Origin of the sequence: Halalkalibacterium ligniniphilum, from assembly GCF_000334155.1 — a bacterium.
In the GTDB taxonomy this organism is placed as follows: domain Bacteria; phylum Bacillota; class Bacilli; order Bacillales; family Bacillaceae_D; genus Halalkalibacterium; species Halalkalibacterium ligniniphilum.
In genome coordinates, this window is record NZ_ANNK01000156.1 from 1 (window position 1) to 21,422 (window position 21,422).

The 21,422-nt window shown below is 41.1% G+C and carries 15 protein-coding genes, 1 pseudogene and 2 riboswitches; of the genes and pseudogenes, 10 read left to right on the forward strand and 6 right to left on the reverse strand.

The genetic code is table 11. From position 1 onward, the window contains the following. Window positions 1-209: 209 nt before the first annotated feature. Window positions 210-1,094: an SDR family oxidoreductase gene (locus BLT_RS0119060; protein WP_017729316.1), complete on the reverse strand. Its 885-nt coding sequence runs from the start codon at window positions 1,092-1,094 to the stop codon at window positions 210-212. 180 nt (window positions 1,095-1,274) lie between these two features. Here BLT_RS0119060 and BLT_RS22435 point away from each other — a divergent pair, with 180 nt between their 5' ends. Continuing rightward, on the forward strand, window positions 1,275-1,454 hold the full coding sequence (locus BLT_RS22435) for a hypothetical protein (RefSeq protein WP_017729317.1): 180 nt from the start codon (window positions 1,275-1,277) through the stop codon (window positions 1,452-1,454). Window positions 1,455-1,675: 221 nt separating this feature from the next. Here the strand turns inward: BLT_RS22435 and BLT_RS22440 are convergent. Next, window positions 1,676-2,228 (reverse strand): annotated as a pseudogene (locus tag BLT_RS22440) (cysteine hydrolase family protein). Between the two features lie 327 nt (window positions 2,229-2,555). Between BLT_RS22440 and BLT_RS0119075 the strand changes: the two are divergent. Next, window positions 2,556-3,299 carry a Cof-type HAD-IIB family hydrolase gene (locus BLT_RS0119075; protein WP_017729320.1) on the forward strand — a complete coding sequence of 248 codons (744 nt, stop codon included), beginning with the start codon at window positions 2,556-2,558 and terminating at the stop codon, window positions 3,297-3,299. A gap of 505 nt (window positions 3,300-3,804) precedes the next feature. Here BLT_RS0119075 and BLT_RS23485 read toward each other — a convergent pair. Beyond that, window positions 3,805-3,981 (reverse strand): YjcZ family sporulation protein, encoded by a 177-nt coding sequence (locus BLT_RS23485; protein ID WP_017729321.1) that lies wholly within the window; start codon window positions 3,979-3,981, stop codon window positions 3,805-3,807. Window positions 3,982-4,473: 492 nt separating this feature from the next. On the opposite strand from BLT_RS23485, the gene BLT_RS0119090 reads away from it, so the two are divergent. From BLT_RS0119090 to ptsG, 6 genes are all read left to right on the forward strand, one after another. After that, complete coding sequence (locus tag BLT_RS0119090; protein WP_017729323.1) at window positions 4,474-6,447, forward strand: methyl-accepting chemotaxis protein; 1,974 nt, start codon at window positions 4,474-4,476, stop codon at window positions 6,445-6,447. Between the two features lie 387 nt (window positions 6,448-6,834). Next, window positions 6,835-7,473 (forward strand): restriction endonuclease, encoded by a 639-nt coding sequence (locus BLT_RS0119095; protein ID WP_017729324.1) that lies wholly within the window; start codon window positions 6,835-6,837, stop codon window positions 7,471-7,473. A gap of 151 nt (window positions 7,474-7,624) precedes the next feature. After that, complete coding sequence (locus tag BLT_RS0119100; RefSeq protein ID WP_017729325.1) at window positions 7,625-8,173, forward strand: shikimate kinase; 549 nt, start codon at window positions 7,625-7,627, stop codon at window positions 8,171-8,173. A gap of 176 nt (window positions 8,174-8,349) precedes the next feature. After that, window positions 8,350-9,126, forward strand: a complete 777-nt coding sequence (locus BLT_RS0119105; protein ID WP_017729326.1) for a thermonuclease family protein — start codon at window positions 8,350-8,352, stop codon at window positions 9,124-9,126. A 506-nt stretch (window positions 9,127-9,632) separates the two neighbouring features. Continuing rightward, a complete protein-coding gene (gene glcT, locus BLT_RS0119110) occupies window positions 9,633-10,463 on the forward strand; it encodes a glucose PTS transporter transcription antiterminator GlcT (protein WP_017729327.1) in 831 nt (276 codons plus the stop codon). 216 nt (window positions 10,464-10,679) lie between these two features. Then, on the forward strand, window positions 10,680-12,695 hold the full coding sequence (gene ptsG, locus BLT_RS0119115; RefSeq protein WP_017729328.1) for a glucose-specific PTS transporter subunit IIBC: 2,016 nt from the start codon (window positions 10,680-10,682) through the stop codon (window positions 12,693-12,695). A gap of 579 nt (window positions 12,696-13,274) precedes the next feature. Here ptsG and metE read toward each other — a convergent pair. After that, on the reverse strand, window positions 13,275-15,563 hold the full coding sequence (gene metE / locus BLT_RS0119125; protein WP_017729330.1) for a 5-methyltetrahydropteroyltriglutamate--homocysteine S-methyltransferase: 2,289 nt from the start codon (window positions 15,561-15,563) through the stop codon (window positions 13,275-13,277). Window positions 15,564-15,702: 139 nt separating this feature from the next. Continuing rightward, window positions 15,703-15,903: riboswitch (cobalamin riboswitch) on the reverse strand. A 219-nt stretch (window positions 15,904-16,122) separates the two neighbouring features. Beyond that, a riboswitch (cobalamin riboswitch) is annotated at window positions 16,123-16,306 on the forward strand. Window positions 16,307-16,445: 139 nt separating this feature from the next. On the opposite strand from metE, the gene BLT_RS0119130 reads away from it, so the two are divergent. Together BLT_RS0119130 and BLT_RS0119135 are read left to right on the forward strand one after the other, a co-directional pair. Further along, on the forward strand, window positions 16,446-18,638 hold the full coding sequence (locus BLT_RS0119130) for a ribonucleoside-diphosphate reductase subunit alpha (protein WP_017729331.1): 2,193 nt from the start codon (window positions 16,446-16,448) through the stop codon (window positions 18,636-18,638). 20 nt (window positions 18,639-18,658) lie between these two features. Continuing rightward, entirely contained in the window at window positions 18,659-19,696 is a 1,038-nt protein-coding gene (locus tag BLT_RS0119135) for a ribonucleotide-diphosphate reductase subunit beta (RefSeq protein WP_017729332.1), read from the forward strand. Between the two features lie 129 nt (window positions 19,697-19,825). Here the strand turns inward: BLT_RS0119135 and BLT_RS0119140 are convergent, their stop codons facing one another. Together BLT_RS0119140 and BLT_RS22445 are read right to left on the reverse strand one after the other, a co-directional pair. Beyond that, window positions 19,826-20,578 carry an IucA/IucC family C-terminal-domain containing protein gene (locus BLT_RS0119140; protein ID WP_017729333.1) on the reverse strand — a complete coding sequence of 251 codons (753 nt, stop codon included), beginning with the start codon at window positions 20,576-20,578 and terminating at the stop codon, window positions 19,826-19,828. A gap of 30 nt (window positions 20,579-20,608) precedes the next feature. Then, a partial coding sequence (locus BLT_RS22445) for an ATP-binding cassette domain-containing protein (protein ID WP_017729334.1) occupies window positions 20,609-21,422 on the reverse strand: 814 nt, incomplete at its 5' end.

Sequence of the window (21,422 nt, forward strand, 5' to 3'; positions counted from 1 at the left end):
TTATTGATGAGAAATGCTGCATAGCATTCGCTTCGGAAATATCCTTCGCTTTCCGCGGGCGGCTGGTGAGCCTCCTCGTGCTTTTCGCACTGTGGGGTCTCATCCTTGCCTTTGATCCAGCAGGAGTCTATGTCTATTTCCTCCGCTAAGGTTGTGCATTGTTTTTCAATCATACACGTTCGTTATGTCCCAGCCTCTTTTACCAATTATTAGCCATTTACGACATTTCCGCCATTTACATGAATCATTTGTCCTGAAACATAGGTAGAATCATTTGAAGCAAGATATACGTATGCAGGTGCTAGCTCGGCAGGTTGACCAGGGCGTCCCATCGGTGTATCAGTACCAAATGACTCCACATACTCTGCAGGAAATGAAGCTGGAATGAGAGGCGTCCAAATTGGTCCTGGAGCAACACCATTCACACGAATGCCTTTTGATACAAGGTTTTGAGAAAGTGAACGAGTTAGGGCAACAATCGCACCTTTTGTGGCAGCATAGTCCATTAAAACAGGTTGCCCTTGATAAGCAACAATCGAAGCACTGTTAATAATCGAGCTACCTTCTTTCAAATAAGGCATTGCGGCTTGGATGAAATAAAAGTAAGAATAGATATTTGTCTGAAAGGTTCGGTGGAGCTGAGCGCTTGAAATATCCTCGATACGTTCCTGAAAGTGCTGCTCAGCAGCGTTATTGACGAGAACATCAAGCTGGCCAAAGGTATCAATAGTTTGTTTCACAGCTTCATGACAAAAACGCTCATCGCCTACATCACCACTTATAAGCAGGCATTTTACCCCTTTTTCTTCCACAAGCATTTTTGTTTCTTCCGCATCCTTGTGTTCATCAAAATAAACAATGCTGATATGAGCTCCTTCTTTTGCAAAGGCGAGGGCTACAGCGCGGCCGATTCCACTATCTCCCCCCGTTATCAGGGTTACTTTCTCATTTAATTTATTGCTTCCTTCATAGTGAGGATTTTCATATAGCGGTTTTGGGTTCATTTCTTCCTCTAGACCAGGTTGGCGTTTTTGTTCTTGGGGAGGTTGCCCTTCAGATTGGTGATTTCTAATCTCTTCATCATACTTTTCCATGAACAGACCACTCCTTTTTCCTGAGTTAAAACAAATAACAATACTCCTTTATCCTTTTAGAAATTGGGGTAAACCTGCATTTGTAATAGAGTTTGTTAGGTTTTCTTACATTTTTGGAGATTAATTACTGACAATAGCGGTTAAAGGGATCGTACATCTTTAGGAGGAGGAGTTTATAAAATGACTAACCAACGTAAAGTGTCGGAGAAAATGGAACAATCCATGCACAAAAACTATGGGTTTGGTTTTGAAGAGTATGAGAGAAGCCTCACAAAAAAGCTGAAAGTTGAAAGGGAACGGGAGAAGTCTTACAAAGAAAACCTAAAGCTTTATACGGATATGAATAACAGATTGGGCTAAAAAAGAAATCGATCAAACTGTTATGAAAAAAGAGCACTTCCCAAAGGGACTGCTCTTTTTCTGTGGAAAAGGGGAAGGAGCTTTAGTTTAAATGGGTGTATCCATTAAGTCCTTCCGCTCACACGCCTTCATTGAAAGGTTGCTCAGCGTTACTTGACGAACTTGTTTTCATCCAAGTGAGAAGAGCGAATTGCTCATGCTGGTTTCGTTGGAAGAAATACTTAAACAACTTCTGCTCCAATCGACATCTTGAAATGACTTAAAGCCCATTCGTGTCCCGCTTTGTTAAAGCTCGCAACCCCTTTTTCATGTACGACAATCTTAAATCCTTTATTATAGGCATCTACTGCCGTATGTAGGACACAAATGTCTGTGCACACACCGACTAAATGAATCTCTTGAATGCCTCGTTCCCGTAAGCGCAACTCCAAGTCGGTTCCTGCAAACGAAGAATAGCGTGTTTTATCCATCCATCCATTTAATGTACTGAGAGCCTTTGTGTTCCTTATAGAGGCGTTGGACATCACCGTATAAGTGCCTTCCTTCTGTACCAGCGATATTGTGCGGGGGAAATAATGCTGTTTCTGGATGACCGATATCACCTTCATAATGGACGTCGGTTGCAAAAACCACGAGATTTTTGCTTGAAAGAAATGTATGAATTTGGTTGACGATATAACCCTCTAATTCTTGACCTGGTTTTCCGCATGTTAGCGCCCCTTCATCGTGAACAAAATCATTTGTGTAATCAATGACAATCAGTGCTTTTTTCATTGAACTTCCTCCAAGCTTGTTTTTGTGTTCTGAAAATAGTATGGCCAATCACCATTATTATAAAAAATTTGATAGGCTATATTCTCTCCTATGGAACATGCTTTCATCGGTTGGTTTGCTTATCATTTCATGCCAATTGTAGTGAGAAAAAGCGAGCATATGGTTCATATCAATCACAATCTCCTCCATTGTTATTCAACAATTATTGAAAAAATCCTATCTGCAATGAGTGATTGGCTGATAAATGGGTAGGTATGTTCAAGTGCTTAGGTCGTCGAAATAGATTATACTTGGTTTAATGACAAATTCAAGGAGAGGTGCGATTTCGTGTCAAAACCAACGAACACCATTAAGCTTATTGCCTTAGATATGGATGGGACGCTTTTAAATGACAAGCATGAAGTTTCTGAAGCAAACAGGGATGCAATTACTGAAGCACAAGAGCAAGGCGTACACGTTGTATTAAGTACAGGAAGATCCTTGATAACCTGTCGGGACTATGCAGAATCTCTCAAGCTGACATCCTACTTAGTCACGGTTAACGGAAGTGAGATTTGGCATACGTCTGGTGAGCTTATTCACCGTCAAACTGTGCCTGCAGACTACATTCAAACAATGTGGGATTTAAAAAATAAATACAATACAGGCTCTTGGGCTGTCACCGTCGGTAAAGTGTGGCGCGATGACTTTCCAACTGCGATTTCTGATTATGAATGGTTGAAATTTGGGTTTGATATCCAAGATGACGATGTGAGAGCATTGATTTTAGAAGAACTAAGCAAAAATAAGGAGCTTGAAATCAGCAATTCAAGTCCCACCAACATTGAAGTAAATGGGATTGGGATTAATAAAGCGAGAGCTCTTGAAAAAGTGTGTGAGAAGATTGGGATTACAATGAATGAAGTGATCGCCATGGGGGATAGTCTAAATGATCTGGCGATGATTCGAGAGGCAGGTATTGGTGTAGCTATGGGAAATGCACAGGACGTTGTCAAAGAAGCAGCAGATTGGGTCACAGGAAAAAATACGGACGATGGAGTGGCTCAAGCGATTCGGCATTGGGTCCTATAAGACAATGAAGATAGACTACATGCTGAAAAAAGGGTGAGAGCAAACGTGATAAGAATTGAAGGGCTATGTGTCGCTGCCTCTCTTATGAGCTTCCTCCTACCAAAAGTAAAAGTTTCCACGACTTGAGGCTGGGACAAAAGAGTTTTTATTGAAAAGAAATCCGAACGTCATGATCGTTTTTGCATAGCAATCGCTTCGGAACTATCCTTCGCTTTCCGCAGGCGGCTGGTGAGCCTCCTCGTGCTTTTCGCACTGTGGGGCCTCACCCTTGCCTTTGCTCCCGCAGGAGTCTACGTCTATTTCCTCTGCTAAGGTTGTGCATTGTTCGTATTTTCAATCATACACGTTCGTTATGTCCCAGCCTCTTTTTGGTACTCTATCCTCACCTGAAATTTTGAAGGTTTTGTGAATATTTTTGTATCGCTTTCACCAGTTGTCAGGCATCTTGCTTACAAACAAAAAGAGCGCCGATAGATAGCGCTCATCAATTAGTTAATCCTACTTCTTACTTAAACCAAGATGCACCGACAATGATTAAAAGGATGAAAAGAACAACGATTAACGCAAAGCCTTTCCCGCAATCGTGTCCGTGCATTGGGGCATATCCAGCACCAGCCACTGGGCCGTACCCACAACCGTATCCAGCACCAGCAACTGGTCCATATCCATATCCACCGTACATAACAAAACACCACCTTTCGAAAGGATAATACACAATATGCATACAGAGGACAAAATGAATTAGGGCATGTATGGAAAAAAAGGTAATTGGGTTAAATGAAATACGCCTTACATCGTGTTTTGCCATTAAAAGTTTGTTCTTTGTAAAACCGAAAACTCAATGTTTTGAGAAAAGGCACAAGACAGGAGATAGTAGAAAGAAATACAAAATTATTGGAAATATAAGAAATTGATTCATCAATTACTCAATTTGCGTAAATTTATAAATTCCTGTATCCTGTGTTAGGTATTTGCCTATTATTATTATTAAAAATAAAAAAGGAGTGTTAGATTGGAATATTTGGAGAGAAAAAAAGATGAAAACGCTTACGAACTTAATGTTTTAGGTAAAAAGTCACAAAAACAAATCATTATATTCAGAAAGTAATATGGTGGGTGTTAAGTATGCAGGAGAAACGCTTCACCCTTTTGAATGATTAGGAGGATTTATTCTGTGAAATCTGTCAAACAAAAATTTCTTTTTACGTTTTTGCCTATTATTTTAGTGACACTGCTAATCGGTTTTGGAATTGTTTATAGTAAATCAAATGAATTGCTCACAGAGTCGTTCCAAGAAGAGTCGCTATTGATGCTTGATATGTCTACAAACGAAATTGATCATTATTTCATGACTCATGTTGAACGGTTAAAGAACATGGTGACGTCTTCAGATTTAAGAAGCATGGACGAAGAGCTGCAAATGAGCTTTTTGCAAGAAAAAATAACTGAATATCCAGAATATCTCGCCCTTTTTGTTGCCGATGTGAACGGTGATGGTTTTTCAACAACGGGCGCTGAGTTTAATATAGCTGATCGCGACTATTTTCAAGAAATAATGGGTGGGGCTTCTGTCAGTATTTCCGATATGATTTTTAGTCGCTCCACTGGTGATAGCTCGTTTGTCGTAGCTGTTCCCCTTTATGATAGTGAAGGGAACCTGCTTGGCATCGGGGCCAGTACCTTTACAACCGATACCTTTAATGAAATGGTTACCTCGATTCAAATTGGTGAGACTGGCTATGCTTTTGTGACACAAGAGGATGGACTCATCATTAGTCATCCGAATAGTGAGTATATTGGGGAACGAAACCTTGAATCATTGGAAATTCCTGAGCTTACGGAAGCTCAAAATAATGCGGAGGCTTCTACTTCGCAAATGCTCGAATTTGAGCTCGAAGGCGAAGGAGAGCTTTTCGCATTTTATGAACAAATTCCATCCACCGATTGGAATTTGTTCATTACGGTACCGAGTGAAGAAGCTACGATGCAATTAAGTAGTTTAACCTATATTGTTGTGATTGTGGTAGCAGCAGCGATCATTGTTACGAGTGTGGTCATCGTATTATTTGCTCAAAGCATTACTAGACGGTTAAAAGAATTGCGTAGCGTTACGGAGAAAATTGAACAAGGTGATTTAACCGTAAAAGCAAGTCTGAAAGGGAAAGATGAAATTGCTTTGCTCGGTCAAGATATTAATAAAATGACGGATACGATGAAAGAGATGATGAACAAGATTCATGGTACGTCAACACAGTTAAATACGTCTTCCGACTACTTAGTGCAAGCAAGCAATGAGACGAAGGAAGCCTCAGAGCAAGTGGCTCAAAGTATTTCACAGGTTGCATCTGGAAGTTCTGAAGTCGCTTCTTCTGTCGGAATTGTAAGCGAAGAAGTGAATGAAATTGTGACCCAAATTGAGACGATTGCTATGAATACCCATGAAGTAAAAGAATTAACACAAGCAAGTCAACAAGCATCTGTAAATGGAGATCAGCACGTTAATCAGGCTGTAACAAAAATGAACGAGATGAATCAAACGGTACATGACTTATCAGACTTAATTCAAAAGGTTGATGGTCAATCGTCTGAAATAGGTAAGGTCGTCGATATGATTTCACAAATTGCGGAACAGACGAATCTGCTCGCACTAAATGCATCCATTGAAGCGGCAAGAGCAGGAGATTCTGGGAAAGGCTTTGCGGTTGTTGCTGATGAGGTGCGAAAATTAGCAACAGAAACAACGGAATCAGCGGAGCAAATTAGCCGCTTAATCTCGGAAACACAAAAAGAAAGCAGTCGAGCGGTCGAAGCAGTACAGCAAGGTGTAGAAGCCGTTGAAGAAAGCACGAAGACATTTAAAGTGGTGGCGCAAGTATTTAAAGACATTGCTGAGGATGTCAGTCAAATTAATACGAAAAATGAAGGAATTGATGACTCTGTCCATCACTTAAAACAAGTTGCACAAAAGATTAGTGAGCAAATGGAATCCATTTCTGCTATCACCGAAGAAATTTCTGCAAGCAGTGAAGAGGTAAGTGCCACGAGCCAACAACAATCGACTAGCTCTGAGCACATTACACAGGATGCTGTGAAGCTTCAAAATTTATCAGAAGACTTAAAAGATCTGCTGAATCATTTTAAAGCATAACTAGGTTAATTGACGATATGTTTTACACAAGCCCCTGATATAGCTTAATCAATCAGGGGCTTCTTAATGTGCATTTATTTATGGATTTAAATGGTTGTTTCGTTTCTTTTTTTGTTAGAATTTATTGTATTGATACTGCAAAATCTTGAACCACTTTTACCGAAAGAGACTAGATTAAATAAAGGTGTAATTTAGGAAATGTGAAAAGTGGAGTGCCATAGCAGTTCTTTGGATTTTACGGTACAGCAAGCAAAAAAGAAGTATTATCAGACGGAAGTAAGTTAATTCCTAGAGGACAAAATGCGAAATGGAGAAGAGGTTTGCTAAAGGACCTTTCTTCCCGATATGATAAAGGGAAGAAAAGATGGAAAGTGTAGGGATTAGGCCATGGAACAAATAAGCACCATGTTCATCATTTTTGGAGTCATTGTAGCATTTGTTGTGCTAGCAATCATTCTCTCGTATCAAAAGCGACGAAAAAAATATGATTTGATGAAGATTTCATTGCGTGATATTGATCGTATGACTGGGCATGAATTTGAGGACTACTTATTCGTTTTGTTTGCGGGGCTTGGCTATGACCATACGTACCAAACGAAAAAAAGTCGTGATTTTGGTGCAGACTTGATTTTCGAGGACAGTCATGGCTTTAAAACGGTCGTTCAAGCAAAATGTCTGTCGGATTCACTCGGATTAAAAGCGGTACAGGAAGTCTACACGGCGAAGGTGTATTACGGAGCGGATAAAGCCCTCGTCCTCACTTCGACGGATGATATCTCAGAGCCTTGCTTAAAGCTAGCATCGGCAACAGACGTTAAAATTATTGCTCGTGTACAACTAGAAGAGATCATAAAGCAATTTAAAAAAGGCAACCACGAACAGGCACAGGACATCATTGAAGAACCGTTTGAAAAGATTGCGTACAAACCTGAAGAAAGTTTTGTTACACCTGAAAAACATCGAGGTGTTATACGAAGTGGAGACTATTTTTACAAGCGAACTTCACGCATAAAAAAGAGTGGCTAAAAATGAGAGATGGAAGAACATTTGTCGCGGCTGACCAAGGCGCTTGAGCTTTTTCTTATCATTGGTCAAAAATGGACCATCCAATTGACTTACGATAGAAACCTTTGTAGTCTAAATAAAGAATATGCGAAGAAAAGAAAGAGTGTGGGATATGGAACGATTACCAGTAAGAGAGAGAAACATTGCCCTGATTGGTTTTATGGGTGTTGGGAAAACGTCAGTAGGGGAAATGTTGGCGAAACGACTTTACCGGGATTTCGTCGATGTCGATCAGGAAATTGAAAAAAAGTACAACATGAAAATCACAGAGATGTTTCGTATAAAAGGGGAGCAAGCTTTTCGTCAAATTGAACGGGAAATGTCAATTGACCTTTGCAAAAACAAACGCTTAAAAGTGATCTCATTTGGTGGAGGAGCCTATATGCAGGATGAGATCCGAGAAGCGTGTTTGTCTCAATGCATTGTCATTTATCTAGATTTATCATGGACGTCATGGAAAGATCGATTGAGCATTCTCATTGATAATCGACCCGTTTTAAAAAACAAAAACGTAGATGAGATGGAGGCGCTCTATCAACAGCGTCAGCCTTCCTATAATCTAAACAGCTTTAAAGTGACAACGGATGGGCTGAATGTAACCGAGGTTGTTGACCATTTAGAAGAAATCATCAAACTTGGTTGGGAGCTATATGAATCGTAAAACTCCTCCTTAAAGAGGATGAATAATTGAATCGAGCCAGTGAAAGGAAGTGTCACGCCGTTTGAGTTTCCCACGGTGAGGCACTTTTTTGCTAAAATAAGTAGTAAAAAGTGCTTTCTGCAAATAGCAGTGCTTACCAAAATAACCGAAACTAGTTAAGGAGAGAGGAAGAGGTTTTGATTAGGACATTACGTACGTTGATTATGATTGCTGTGTTAAGCGTGGTTTCCGCTTGTACAACCCTGCCACAAGAATCGAATGAAAATCATGCAGTTCAACATAAGGAAGAATCAATTGAGTTTGAACGGGTAAAAGTAGAGTTGAACTATCCCTCGGATGGCGATACCATAAATGTGATTTATAATGGGGAACCTGAAAGCGTGAGATTTTTGCTTGTTGATAGCCCTGAAACCTCTCATCCGCGGTTGGGGGAACAGCCCTATGGGCAAGAAGCGAAGGAGTTTACCAGTCAATTGGTTATGAACGCGAATACGCTAGAATTGGAATTTGATATTGGGCCAAAGCGTGACCGGTATGATCGGCTATTAGCCTATGTTTATGCGGATGGGAAAATGATTCAAGAGGAATTATTAAAGAACGGTTTAGCTAGAGTGGCCTACATCTTTCCACCAAACACACGATATGTCGATCAGTTTAACGCTTTACAAGAAAAAGCTCAGCAAGAGGGAATCGGGATTTGGGAGGTAGAAAATTACGCTCAGGAAGATGGGTTTTATCCTGAAGTAATTGAGCAAGCAAATGGTCAAGAGGACTCTAGTCATACTGAAGCACAAGAGCAGGGCTGTGATATCAAAGGGAACATTAACTCAAGGGGAGAGAAGATTTTTCATACACCGGATTCACCATGGTATGAACAAACGAAACAAGAAGCATGGTTTTGTACAGAGGAAGAAGCCATCGAAGCAGGGTTTCGTGCTCCTAAGTATCAGTAAATTCATCTAAGATAATTCATTACATCCTCCTAAACTGCTCCCCTTTCATCCCGTTTGTAGATTCAGATAAGTTTTCTAAATAAAAGGTAAGCAGGGAAGGGGGGAGGCTTTCTATGTTGTACGTTTCCCCTTTGTAAAAGATATAAAGCTTAGTTGGATCAGAACTTTAATAGTGAAGGGTTCTGTTATTGTTAAAATAAGAGTTGCTATCCATTCTATACTCCCTCCTCATTTCAATTAATCATCACAACTGATTCAGAATTCAGCAAAAAACGTGATGGATAAAGTCATTAGCAAACTCCGTAAAACAAAACGATGGAGACTTTCGGATTTTTTTTCCATTGTTCGCTCCCATCTCCTTTTATTATACTTGATTGACTGACGAGAGACTTATTTTAAAATAAAAAATGTTTGACCGGCTCGCTAACAATAGCTATGATTTGCAGCGAAACTGTTGACATACGGCAAGAGGGTTCGGTTTAATCGAGTGTTTAGGAGTGAAGTTGATGTTAGTAGTCAAAAAAATTTTAAATAACAATGTTCTGATTGCTGAGCATTCCGAGTACGATGAAGTCGTCTTAATTGGAAAAGGATTAGGGTTTGGAAAGAAGCCAGGCGAAGAGGTTGCTGGCTATACAGCGGAAAAATTTTTTGTGCTAAAAGACGCTACTGAGCAGGAGCAGTACAAACAGTTGCTCAATTATGTCGACGAATCGTTTATCGGATTAATGAATGATGCGATGGAACGGATTGAAGAACGATTTAATGTTCGTCTCAATGAACATATTCATGTTGCATTAACTGACCATCTTTTTTATGCGATAAAACGGATTAAGCAAGGGTTTGACATCAAAAACCCGTTTTTAATCGAAACGGAGCTTGCTTACCCAAAGGAATTTGCTGTCGCTACTGAAATTATTGAATTTCTTCAGCGCTCCCTTCAGGTCAACCTTCCAAAAGGAGAAGTAGGCTTTGTCGCTCTTCATATTCATAGTGCATTAACCCATCGTTCAGTGAAGGAAGTTAATCGACATACACAGCTCATTAGTGAACTAATCCAAGTCATTGAAAGCTCATTAAAGGTGAAAATTGAACGCGACCATATTGACTATTTACGCCTCGTTCGTCATCTTCACCATGCAATTGAACGAATTAGCTCCGATCAATATATGGATAATCAGGATAGCCTAAAAAAAATCTTGCAGGCCGAATATCCTGTGTGTTACAATCTGGCCTATAAGTTGATGAAGATTATGCAACAAACACTTAAGAAAGCGATACCAGATGCGGAAGCTGTCTATTTGACCCTTCATCTACAGCGTCTGTCAAAGCAATAAAATTTGTGATTTTCTTTACCGTGTTACTGGTAATGCAGGCATGAGAGAAAAGGAAATGGCCATAATAAGTGGATGGAGAGAACCTGCTCTTCTATTCCATGCTTGTTATGCCATGTTCTACTTTTCCCTCATGTCTTTTTTTGTTGCACAATTGTTCATTGACCTTTTTCCGTAGCTCCAAAGATGAACAATACTTTTATGAGGAGGAATTTTCCTATGTTTAAAAAGTCTTTTGGCGTGCTTCAGAGAGTCGGTAAGGCACTCATGCTGCCAGTGGCCTTACTTCCAGCAGCAGGGATTTTGCTCGCGGTTGGTAATGCTTTGCAAAACCCGGATATGACAAACCGAATTCCTGCACTTAATGCAGAGTGGGTCGTCCTAATAGCGAATATTATGGAGTCTGCTGGTGATATTGTGTTTGCAAACCTCGCTCTCCTGTTCGCTGTCGGTGTTGCAATCGGCCTTTCTAACGGTGATGGAGTTGCTGGGCTTGCAGCGTTAATCGGTTATTTGATTATGAACGTGACGATGAGTGTGATTGGTGGCATTACCCCTGAGATGATAGGGGACAACCCTGCATTAGCAAACGTTCTTGGTATCCCGACCTTGCAAACGGGTGTATTCGGAGGGATTATCGCTGGTTTGCTCGGTGCTTATATGTATAAACGTTACTACAACATTGAGCTTCCCTCTTATCTAGGCTTTTTTGCCGGAAAGCGCTTCGTACCTATCGCTACCGCTTTCTTTGCGTTGTTTATTGGGATTATATTGAACTTTATTTGGCCTACTGTACAAGAAGGTTTAAACTCCTTCTCATATTATATGACTGAATCAAACCGTACCCTTGCAGCTTTTGTTTTCGGTGTCATTGAACGGGCCCTCATTCCATTTGGGCTGCACCATATTTTCTATTCCCCGTTCTGGTTTGAATTTGGTTCTTACACGAATGCTGCTGGCGAAATCGTTCGCGGTGACCAACGGATTTTCTTCGCTCAAATTCGAGACGGAGTTGAGCTAACGGCAGGTACGTTTATGACAGGTAAATTCCCATTCATGATGTTCGGGTTACCTGCAGCCGCATTGGCGATTTATCACTGTGCTCGCCCTGAACAGAAAAAAGTTGTCGCAGGTATTATGGGTTCAGCTGCTTTAACATCATTTCTAACGGGTATTACAGAACCGATTGAATTCAGCTTTTTATTCGTTGCACCACTCCTGTTCGTCATTCATACACTCTTTGCTGGTCTTTCCTTTATGATCATGCACATTTTAAATGTAAAAATTGGGATGACGTTCTCTGGTGGGGTTATTGACTTTATTCTGTTTGGTGTGTTGCCAAACCGAACCGACTGGTGGCTTGTTTTTCCTGTCGGGTTAGCCTTTGCAGTGATTTATTATTTCGGTTTCCGCTTTGCGATTAAGAAATTCAACTTAATGACACCAGGGCGTGAAGAAGTGAAAGAAGAGGAGACGACGAATGTCACTGTCGGAAATGATTCTCTTCCTTATGAAGTGCTCGAAGCCCTAGGAGGAAAGGAAAACTTAACGAACTTAGATGCATGCATTACGAGACTTCGCGTCAGCGTCAAAGAAGGCGGAGACGTTGATAAAGATCGGTTGAAGAGGCTGGGGGCTTCAGGCGTCATGCAAATGGGTAATAACATTCAAGCGATTTTCGGTCCACGCTCTGACCAAATTAAGTCGCAAATTCAAGATATTTTAAACGGAAAAACACCTGCAAAGACGGTTGAGCTTGAAACAAAAACCGACGTGTCTGGAGATGTCACATTCGACATGCCGATTTCGGGTGAGATTTTAGAATTGCGTGACGTTCCTGATGAAGTGTTTTCGCAAAAGATGATGGGTGATGGCTTTGCCATTAAGCCTTCAGATGGAACGGTCTACGCACCGTTTGACGGTAAAATCGTTAACCTGTTCCCTACGAAGCATGCGATTGGCCTAGTGACAGACTCAGGTAGAGAAGTGCTGATTCACATCGGTATTGATACGGTGAATCTTAAAGGTGAAGGCTTCACAGCGCTAGTTGAACAAGACGCTGTTGTGAAGAAAGGGCAGGAAATAATGAAATTTGACTTGCCGTTCATTGAAAAAGAAGCGACTTCTTCCATCACGCCAATTATTTTCACAAATTTAGCTGAGGGAGAACGAGTCATACTTCATAAATCTGGAAAAGTAAGTGCGAAAGAAAAGGACATCCTTTCGATTAAATAAATTTTATCTACCCTCTTTACATTTACCTAGGGATAGATGCTACAATCGCTTCTGAGGCAAAAAGGAATCAGGAACTTCTTGATTCCTTTTTGTTGTTTTATGGGGCATCCCTATTTTGGCTCTAATAATTCAGGAGATTTGTTTATAAGTAAAAAAACGCAAACTCGCCATTCCTTTATACTTGAATTGTCGTGAAACAAGTAAGGGAGTCGAGTTTGCGTTCGTCATTATTTTAATATAAATCTACCTAGGTTAGAAGATTTGCTCCTAAAAAAGTGGAAGGAAGGTATCACCTGAAATTGGAATGGGAGAGAGCGGTTCACCGCTGCCCATCGAGTAACCAATAAAGGGTTTTGATCCTTCCCTAAGTTTTTGTTACAATTTTGTTCCAAATGGAGCGAGTATTTTTTTCGTACATGCTTAGCCAGCGAGTTTTCGTTTTAATTTCAGCTATGCTTAAATATTGAAACAGGATTACTAAATCTTTATGGTCTGATTTTTTAATGATCGAGGCTATGACACGTTCATCTCTACATTTCTGTAAAAAATAGCCGAGTTCCTTTCTCATATTCACCTCTTTTATTGAAGGCTGGTGTTTTTGCTTGGCAAAGTTTCTCTTACGTTCTTGGCAGCCTTAACCATGTTGGTGAGAGCTGCTATTGTTTCTTCCTCCGCGCGTGTTTTTAATCCGCAGTCAGGGTTAACCCAAAATAATTCGTAAGGCAGAACAGAAATGGCTCGCTCAATTACTTTTGTCATCTCTTCTTCTGAAGGGATTCGAGGGCTGTGAATGTCGTAGACACCTAAGCCAATTTCTTTATCATAGACGTTTGTTTCAAAGGCAGTGATGAGCTCTCCGTGACTTCTTGATGTTTCAATTGAAATTACATCTGCATCCAGAGCCCGAATTTCGTCAATAATCTCGTGAAAATCGCTGTAGCACATATGGGTATGAATTTGTGTCGTATCTTTCACGGTGGATGTGGCTAACTGGAAGGATTCCACAGCCCAAGCCAAATATTCAGCCTTGTCTTCTTGCTTCAAAGGTAGTCCTTCTCGCAGGGCAGGCTCATCTACTTGAATCATTTCAATCCCCGCTGCTTCTAACGCTTCTATCTCCTGAATTAAGGCTTGAGCGATTTGAAAGGCAACGTCCTTAAGCGGGAGATCGTTACGCACAAAGGACCAGGTTAAGATTGTGACAGGTCCAGTGAGCATGCCTTTCACAGGTTTGCTTGTTAGAGATTGGGCATAGGCAGTCTCTTCAACAGTCATTGGCTCGATAAAGGCTACATCCCCAAAAATGATGGGCGGTTTTACACAACGGGAGCCATAGGATTGAACCCAACCGAATGTTGTAAAGGCAAATCCTGCAAGCTTTTCACCAAAAAACTCGACCATATCGTTTCGCTCAAATTCACCATGAACGAAGACATCTAAGCCAATTTCTTCTTGGATCTCAATCCATTTTTTGATTTTTTCGTTGATAAGATTTTTGTATGCTGTTTCCTCTAGTTCGCCTTTTCGCCATAAATTTCTCGCACGACGAATTTCGTTTGTTTGTGGAAAGCTTCCAATCGTCGTTGTTGGCAGAAGGGGGAGCGACCATTTTGCCCTTTGCAATGCTTGCCGTTCAGCAAAAGGACGGCTTCGTTTGCTCGGACCACGAAATGCGCCTTTTGCTTTCGTTCGCCAAGGCGATTGGGCCAGAGCCTTGATAGCGGAATGGCTTTCATGGAATTTTGCTCTTGTTTTTTCAGATGGATCGGTAAGTGCTTGTTTTAACAGTTCAAGCTCACCCAGCTTTTCATCAGCAAAGGCAAGGGTCTTTTTTAACAACGGATCTAGTGCTGATTCTTGGGCAAGGCTGACAGGTACATGAAGCAAGCTTGAAGAAGGCTGTAAAATTTGCCGTTCAGCAGGGACAATGCGCGAGATCCGTTGAAGCTGTTCATAAATAGCATGAAGGTCGCTTCTCCAAATGTTCCGTCCATCGACAATACCAACACCTAGAACCTTGTCTGTTGGGAATCCTACTCGTTCAAGCTTCTCGTAGGTTTGCTGAGCACCATGCACAAAATCTAGACCGATGCCCTTCACAGGGAGGTTGATCACGTCTTCGTAAAAGGAGACAGAATCAAAATAGGTTTGCAGCATGATGGATAAGGAAGACAGCTCCTGAGAAAATTGCTTGTAAACATGGGAAATTAAGTCCATCTCTTCCTTCGTTATTGTTGTCACAAGGGATGGTTCATCCAGCTGTACCCAAGTGGCGCCCGCATCCTGTAATTCCTTTAAGATTTTAATATAGACAGGAACAAGGGACTTGAGAATTTCCGCAAATTGCTCATCCTGATAGCCTTTTGAGAGCTTCAAAAAGGTAAAAGGTCCAAGAATAACAGGTTTACCGTTGATTCCTAGCTCGTCTTTTGCTTCAAGGTACGCTTGAAGGGGACGGTTCACAGTAAGCTTCGCCGTTGTACCATTTATTTCTGGAACGATGTAGTGATAATTAGTATTAAACCATTTGGTCATTTCAGACGCCTGCACTGACTGATTTCCTCTTGCCATGGAAAAGTAGGTGGAAAGGGAAACCTTTTCACCTGAATGGTCGAAACGCTCAGGGATAAAGCCAAGCATTGTGGCTGTATCGAGAACATGGTCGTAGTATGTAAAATCACCTACTGGAATGAGATCCAGACCATTTTTCTTTTGTTTGTTCAAATGATGTAAGCGAAGCTCCTTCATGATGCTTTCGAACTCTGCTTCCGTGATTTTATGAGCCCAAAATGCTTCTAGGGCATGCTTCCACTCTCTATTTTCTCCAATTCGTGGGTACCCAAGGCTACTCGTTTTAACGTTTGTCAACGTTCATTCCTCCTATAGAATCGTCTTTAATCAGGGTATAAAAATAGAAAAAAGGGTATTTTTACCATTGGAAGATGATAAAAATACCCCACTTATGCTCCAGATATTTTTAACACCTCCCTATCTCCCGTAGGTCACAACAGTGCTGTTAAAACAGGCAGGTCTCCTGGCTTTAGCGTCATCATCATCTCCGTCTTCCCAGCAAAAAATCGCCAGTGACATCTCAGAGATGACTCGTCTATCACAGTGGCGGGACCGCTTCGGTTTTGCACCGAATTCCCTTTTAAAGAGTCGGACAATTTCTACCTTGTCTAACTCTACCTGTTTCCCCACATATGAAATTGATTTTCACTCTATAGTAAGAATGAATGAATTGTCAAGAGGGGGGTATTGCTTTTTTGCTTAAAAAATTTTTTTCGATAACTGAAAAAGGTAGTCTAGCAAATGGTTCGCGTGTTTTAATGAATCATAATTAAAATATTTTAGTTGCGAAATCTTTTATTTTTCTATACCATAATCAACATATTGAAATTTAATTTAATGAATATAACTAAATATAGTGTTTTTGCGGAAAAAAGGTGTCTAGTAGACTTAATAGGGAATCTGGTGAAAATCCAGAGCTGTCCCCGCAACTGTAAGTGCAGACGAAATGAAGGATGTCACTGTATACGTCATTGATACGGGAAGGCTTCAGAGTAGGAAGAAGCACGAGTCAGGAGACCTGCCTTGTTTTCCATAGTTTCCTATCTTCGGGGCATGAGATGGTGAGGCGGCGATTTTGGTTCTAGTCTAAGTATTGCAGGAAGTTAGAACATAGGTGCCGTTTTCAGCTCTTTCCTGAAGTGGAAAGGGCTTTTTATTTTGTAAAAAGGAGAGAGGAATATGAGTATGACTAGTGTTGAGCTGAAACAAGAAGCACTCTTTAACATGCTACAAGAAAGATTTCCACAATTACCTATACATACATTATTTGAACGGGGAACGAATCTTCAATCGATCGCAATGACTGCGTTGGATCAAATGTCGATGGAGGAGCCTGACTGGACGTATGTGGCTGCCCATTGCTATTTGCACGAGCTCTATGAGCAAGTGGCTCAAAATCGAGGCGTTGAACCTGCATCGGTCTATCAGCATTTTGGCACACTTGTCACAACCCTTGTAGAAAAAGGCATTTATAAGCGTGAGCTATTGGAAGTATACAGCCAGGAGGATTTCAATCAGTTGGAGTCTTGCTTTTGCCCAGAAAAGGACCAACTTTTTACGTACATCGGTTTAAAGACGTTGGCTGACCGTTATTTGGCAAGACTTCATGATGGAACATTAATGGAACTGCCTCAGCAACGATTTATGCTGATTGCGCTGACACTAATGATGAACGAAACGAAAGAAAAGCGCCTTTCTCTTGTGAAAGAAGCGTATTGGGCTCTATCAAACCTGTATATGACGGTGGCGACACCGACACTTGCCAATGCTGGAAAGCAAGTCGGCCAATTATCAAGCTGTTTTATTGATACGATAGATGACAGCTTGCGTGGTATTTTTGATAGCTGTACGGATGCGGCAACAGTCAGTAAAAATGGCGGTGGGCTTGGTATCTATTTAGGTAAAATCCGCGGGAAAGGCTCAGCGATTAAAAATTATAAAAATGTTTCCTCCGGTGTTTTGCCATGGATGAAGCAGTTAAACAATGTTGCTGTTAGTGTCGATCAGTTAGGCCAGCGGCAAGGGGCGATTGCTGTCTACCTCGATATTTGGCATAAAGACATTTTCTCGTTTCTTGATGCAAAGCTAAATAATGGAGATGAGCGTCAGCGTACCCATGATTTATTCACAGCGGTTTGCCTTCCAGATTTATTTATGGAGGCCGTTGAAGAGCGTGAATCTTGGTATTTGTTTGACCCGCATGAGGTTCGTCAAGTAATGGGTTTTTCATTAGAGGATGCGTTTGATGAGGAAAAGGGTGCGGGGACATTCCGTGATCGCTATAAGCAGTGTGTCGATCATCCTGAGCTGTCTCGTATTGAAGTCCCTGCGATTGATGTAATGAAGCGAATGATGATTTCTCAGCTTGAAACGGGAAGTCCGTTCATGTATTACAGAGATCAAGCGAACCGACTAAATCCGAATCAGCACGCTGGAATGGTGTATGGTTCAAACCTTTGTACAGAAATCATTCAAAACATGAGTGTCACAAAAGTGGTTGAAGAGGAAACGGAAGACGGGAAGATTGTTATTACGAAAGAACCTGGAGATTATGTCGTCTGTAACTTGAGCTCACTTTCTTTGGCGAAGGTTGTCACTGATGATGTGCTTGAACGACTCATTCCGATTCAGGTCCGGATGCTAGATAACGTCATTGACGTGAATAGCATTGAAGTGAAGCAAGCAGGCTTAACGAATCAAAAATACCGTGCTGTCGGACTTGGAACCTATGGCTGGCACCACCTTCTTGCGCTGAAAGGCATTGCTTGGGAGTCGGAAAAAGCGGTGGAATTAGCTGATAAGCTTTATGAAAAGATTAACTATTTAACGATTCAGGCAAGTATGGAATTGGCGAAGGAAAAGGGGGCCTACCCAATGTTTTCCGGATCTGATTGGGAAACCGGATCGTACTTTGAAAAGCGTGACTATGACTCAGAGGCGTGGAGTGAATTAAAGAAACAAGTAAAAGTGCACGGAATCCGTAATGGTTATTTGCTTGCCGTTGCACCGAATGCGACGACCGCACTCATTGGGGGAACGACGGCATCCATCGATCCGATCTTCAAAAAGGAATATGTGGAAGAAAAGAAAAATTATCGCATTCCTGTTATTGTTCCAGACCTTAATGAGACGACAACCTGGTATTATAAATCTGCCTATCACATCGACCAGACGTGGAGTATTCGTCAAAATGGGGCAAGACAACGGCATGTGGATCAGAGTATTTCATTTAATCTTTATACTTCAAATACGATCAAGGCAAAAGAGCTCCTTGATTTACACCTGCTTGCCTGGCAGGAAGGGCTAAAAACGACCTATTATCTTCGCTCAACCTCGATTGAATTAGAGGATTGTGAAAGCTGCTCAAGCTAAGAGAAGGGAACGAGAATCATATGGAATCATTACAAAGACGAAAAATTTATGATACGACTGCCTCAAATGCGTCGACGGGAATTATTAACGGAGAGAGCTCCAATGTTCTAAACTGGGATGATGTCCGTTTTTCATGGGCCTATCCGCTCTATAAAAACATGCTGGCAAACTTTTGGACCCCGTTTGAAATTAACATGTCCCATGATGCCAAGCAGTTTCAACAGTTATCTGATACAGAGCAGGAGGCCTTCAAAAAAATCATTGGATTGCTTGCCTTCTTGGATAGCATTCAAACCGATTATTCACTACGGGTGGCAGATTATCTAACCGATTCTAGCTTAGTCGCATTAATGAGCGTATTGTCTTTTCAAGAGGTTGTTCATAATCAAAGCTATTCCTACGTTTTGTCTAGCATTGTTAACAAATCGACACAGGATGAGATTTTTGAGTACTGGAAGCAGGATGAGGTACTAAAGGAACGGAACGAGTTTATTATTGAAGGCTATCAGTCTTTTATCAATCATCCAACCCCAAAAACGTTGCTTGAATCCATGGTGTATGATGTCATTCTCGAAGGATTGAATTTTTATTCGGGCTTTGCGTTTTTTTACAATTTGGCGCGTAATCAAAAGATGGTATCAACTTCCACAATGATCAATTATATTAATCGGGATGAACAGCTTCATGTCTATTTGTTTACGAATATTTTTAAGCAGCTGCTTGTGGAGTATCCAGAGCTCGATAATGAGGAGACAAAGATGTTTGTTCATGATGCGTTAACAAAGGCAGCAGAGCTTGAAACAAAGTGGTTCCATTACATTATTGGGGATAAAATTGCAGGCATCCATCCTGGAGATATGGAAGCCTACATTCGCTTTATTGCCAATAAGCGAGCGACCCAGCTTGGGATGGAAAAACCGTTTCCTGAAGCAAAAACAAATCCAATGAAATGGATTAAAGCCTATGAGGACGTTAATAGCGGAAAAAGTGATTTCTTCGAACAAAAATCACGCCAATATGCCAAGGTATCAACTGATAACGGCTTTGATGAATTGTGATAGGAAAATGAGCTAGGCTTGTAAGGTATGAAGGAGCTTTATGCGTAAGCTCCTTCCTCAATACCACATGAAAAAAGGACGATCGCACCGGATCATCCTTTTTTTATTCACTCGAAGAATGAAAGTGATTTACGGTTTCAGCTTTGGGCAGGTATGACACATAATACTTTTGTCAAAGCATTGATAGGAAAAGCAGCACGTTTTTCGAAACCGAATGTCCTGTCCGTCGATGGTTATTTTCGGTCCATAGAAACGAGAAAGGGGATTGCTACGGTATGGTCCAAATAAATAGGCTTGGCTCTGATCGAGAAGGGCGTGAAAATCTTCTTGGATTATGGCCTTTTCAGCTTCGGTTTTAACCTCATTGAGCATCGTTTCATAGATCCAAAAAAGGTACACAGCTGTATTTTCCCAAAGGGTTTGTTTTGAGATCGAGGTTAGGGTTGCTAACCGCTCCCATATCAGGTGAAAATGATCCGCGAAAATCATTTGAAAGAAACGAGATCGGTCTGCTGAGCGCTGTTCAACGTTTCGCACATGTTGGTCTGTAAGATAAAGCTGCGGGAGCCATATTTCGGAACTGTCATCAGGCAGTAATTCGGTATTTTTCAGGCTAACATTTAGTTGCTTCTGGAATCTTGAAAATGAATAAAATGCAGGTACGGCAACGAGATAACTGTACCGTTTTGAAAACATAGAGGCAGCTGAAAGAAGGTCAGCTGCCTGTAGGGTATCCTTCACCGTATACAAATACGATGTTAAGAATTGGACATCAAGAAGGTCGATCGAACGGATGGCTTGAGCAGTAATCTTTGAATCAGCCGAGAACGTCGTTCGAAATTGCAGCAAGCGTTCTTTTTCATTTTTTGTTAATTGATTCATTCTCATCGTTCCTTCCAGTGAAAAAAAGCGTCATGACACGGATACACTGTCTTCAAAGGGGTTGTTTTTCATAATGCAACGTCCTTTTCCATATGGTATGCATAGAGGTGTGCCAAATAGAGGATCGGCTGTGACCTGACATTCCATGTTAAAGACATCACGAACTAAGTCACAGGAAATCACTTCTTCTGGTTTTCCTTGTGCATAAACGGTTTTATTTTTGACGGCAATTAGGTGATGTGCGTAACGACAAGCGAGATTTAAATCATGGAGGACCATGATGATCGTACGTTTCTCCGTTTCGTTCAGCTCAAATAATAAATCTAGAATTTCGATTTGATGTGTTAAATCTAAATAGGTGGTTGGCTCATCTAAAAGAATAATATCTGTATCTTGGGCGAGTGTCATAGCAATCCAAGCTCGTTGCCGCTGTCCGCCTGATAAAGAGTCAACTTGTCTCTCAGCAAATTCAGTCATTTGTGTAGCTTCTAACGCTCGTTGCACCATTTTTTCGTCTTGCTCAGACCATTGCTTATACCAGTTTTGATAAGGATAGCGTCCTTGCTTAACAAGCTGTAGAACCGTTAAGCCTTCAGGTGCTTCAGGGCCCTGAGGAAGGATCGCTAACTGTTTTGCTACTTCTTTTGTCCCCATTTTATGGATCGATTTTCCTTCTAGCACAACGCTTCCCTGTTGGGGCTTTAACAGTCTCGCAATGGAACGAAGCAAGGTAGATTTTCCACAGCCGTTACCACCAATAAATACCGTAATTTCACCTTTAGGGATTTTTAAATCAAGGTTTTCAATGATCGTATTCTCATCATAACCAAGTGTTAAAGACTTC

Bases quoted from the DNA above. Each gene is read 5' to 3' on its own strand.
- BLT_RS0119060 (WP_017729316.1), bottom strand. From the start codon at position 1,094: ATGGAAAAGTATGATGAAGAGATTAGAAATCACCAATCTGAAGGGCAA.
- BLT_RS22435 (WP_017729317.1), top strand. From the start codon at position 1,275: ATGACTAACCAACGTAAAGTGTCGGAGAAAATGGAACAATCCATGCAC.
- BLT_RS23485 (WP_017729321.1), bottom strand. From the start codon at position 3,981: ATGTACGGTGGATATGGATATGGACCAGTTGCTGGTGCTGGATACGGT.
- BLT_RS0119095 (WP_017729324.1), top strand. From the start codon at position 6,835: ATGGAACAAATAAGCACCATGTTCATCATTTTTGGAGTCATTGTAGCA.
- BLT_RS0119100 (WP_017729325.1), top strand. From the start codon at position 7,625: ATGGAACGATTACCAGTAAGAGAGAGAAACATTGCCCTGATTGGTTTT.
- glcT (WP_017729327.1), top strand. From the start codon at position 9,633: ATGTTAGTAGTCAAAAAAATTTTAAATAACAATGTTCTGATTGCTGAG.
- ptsG (WP_017729328.1), top strand. From the start codon at position 10,680: ATGTTTAAAAAGTCTTTTGGCGTGCTTCAGAGAGTCGGTAAGGCACTC.
- BLT_RS0119130 (WP_017729331.1), top strand. From the start codon at position 16,446: ATGAGTATGACTAGTGTTGAGCTGAAACAAGAAGCACTCTTTAACATG.
- BLT_RS0119135 (WP_017729332.1), top strand. From the start codon at position 18,659: ATGGAATCATTACAAAGACGAAAAATTTATGATACGACTGCCTCAAAT.
- BLT_RS0119140 (WP_017729333.1), bottom strand. From the start codon at position 20,578: ATGAATCAATTAACAAAAAATGAAAAAGAACGCTTGCTGCAATTTCGA.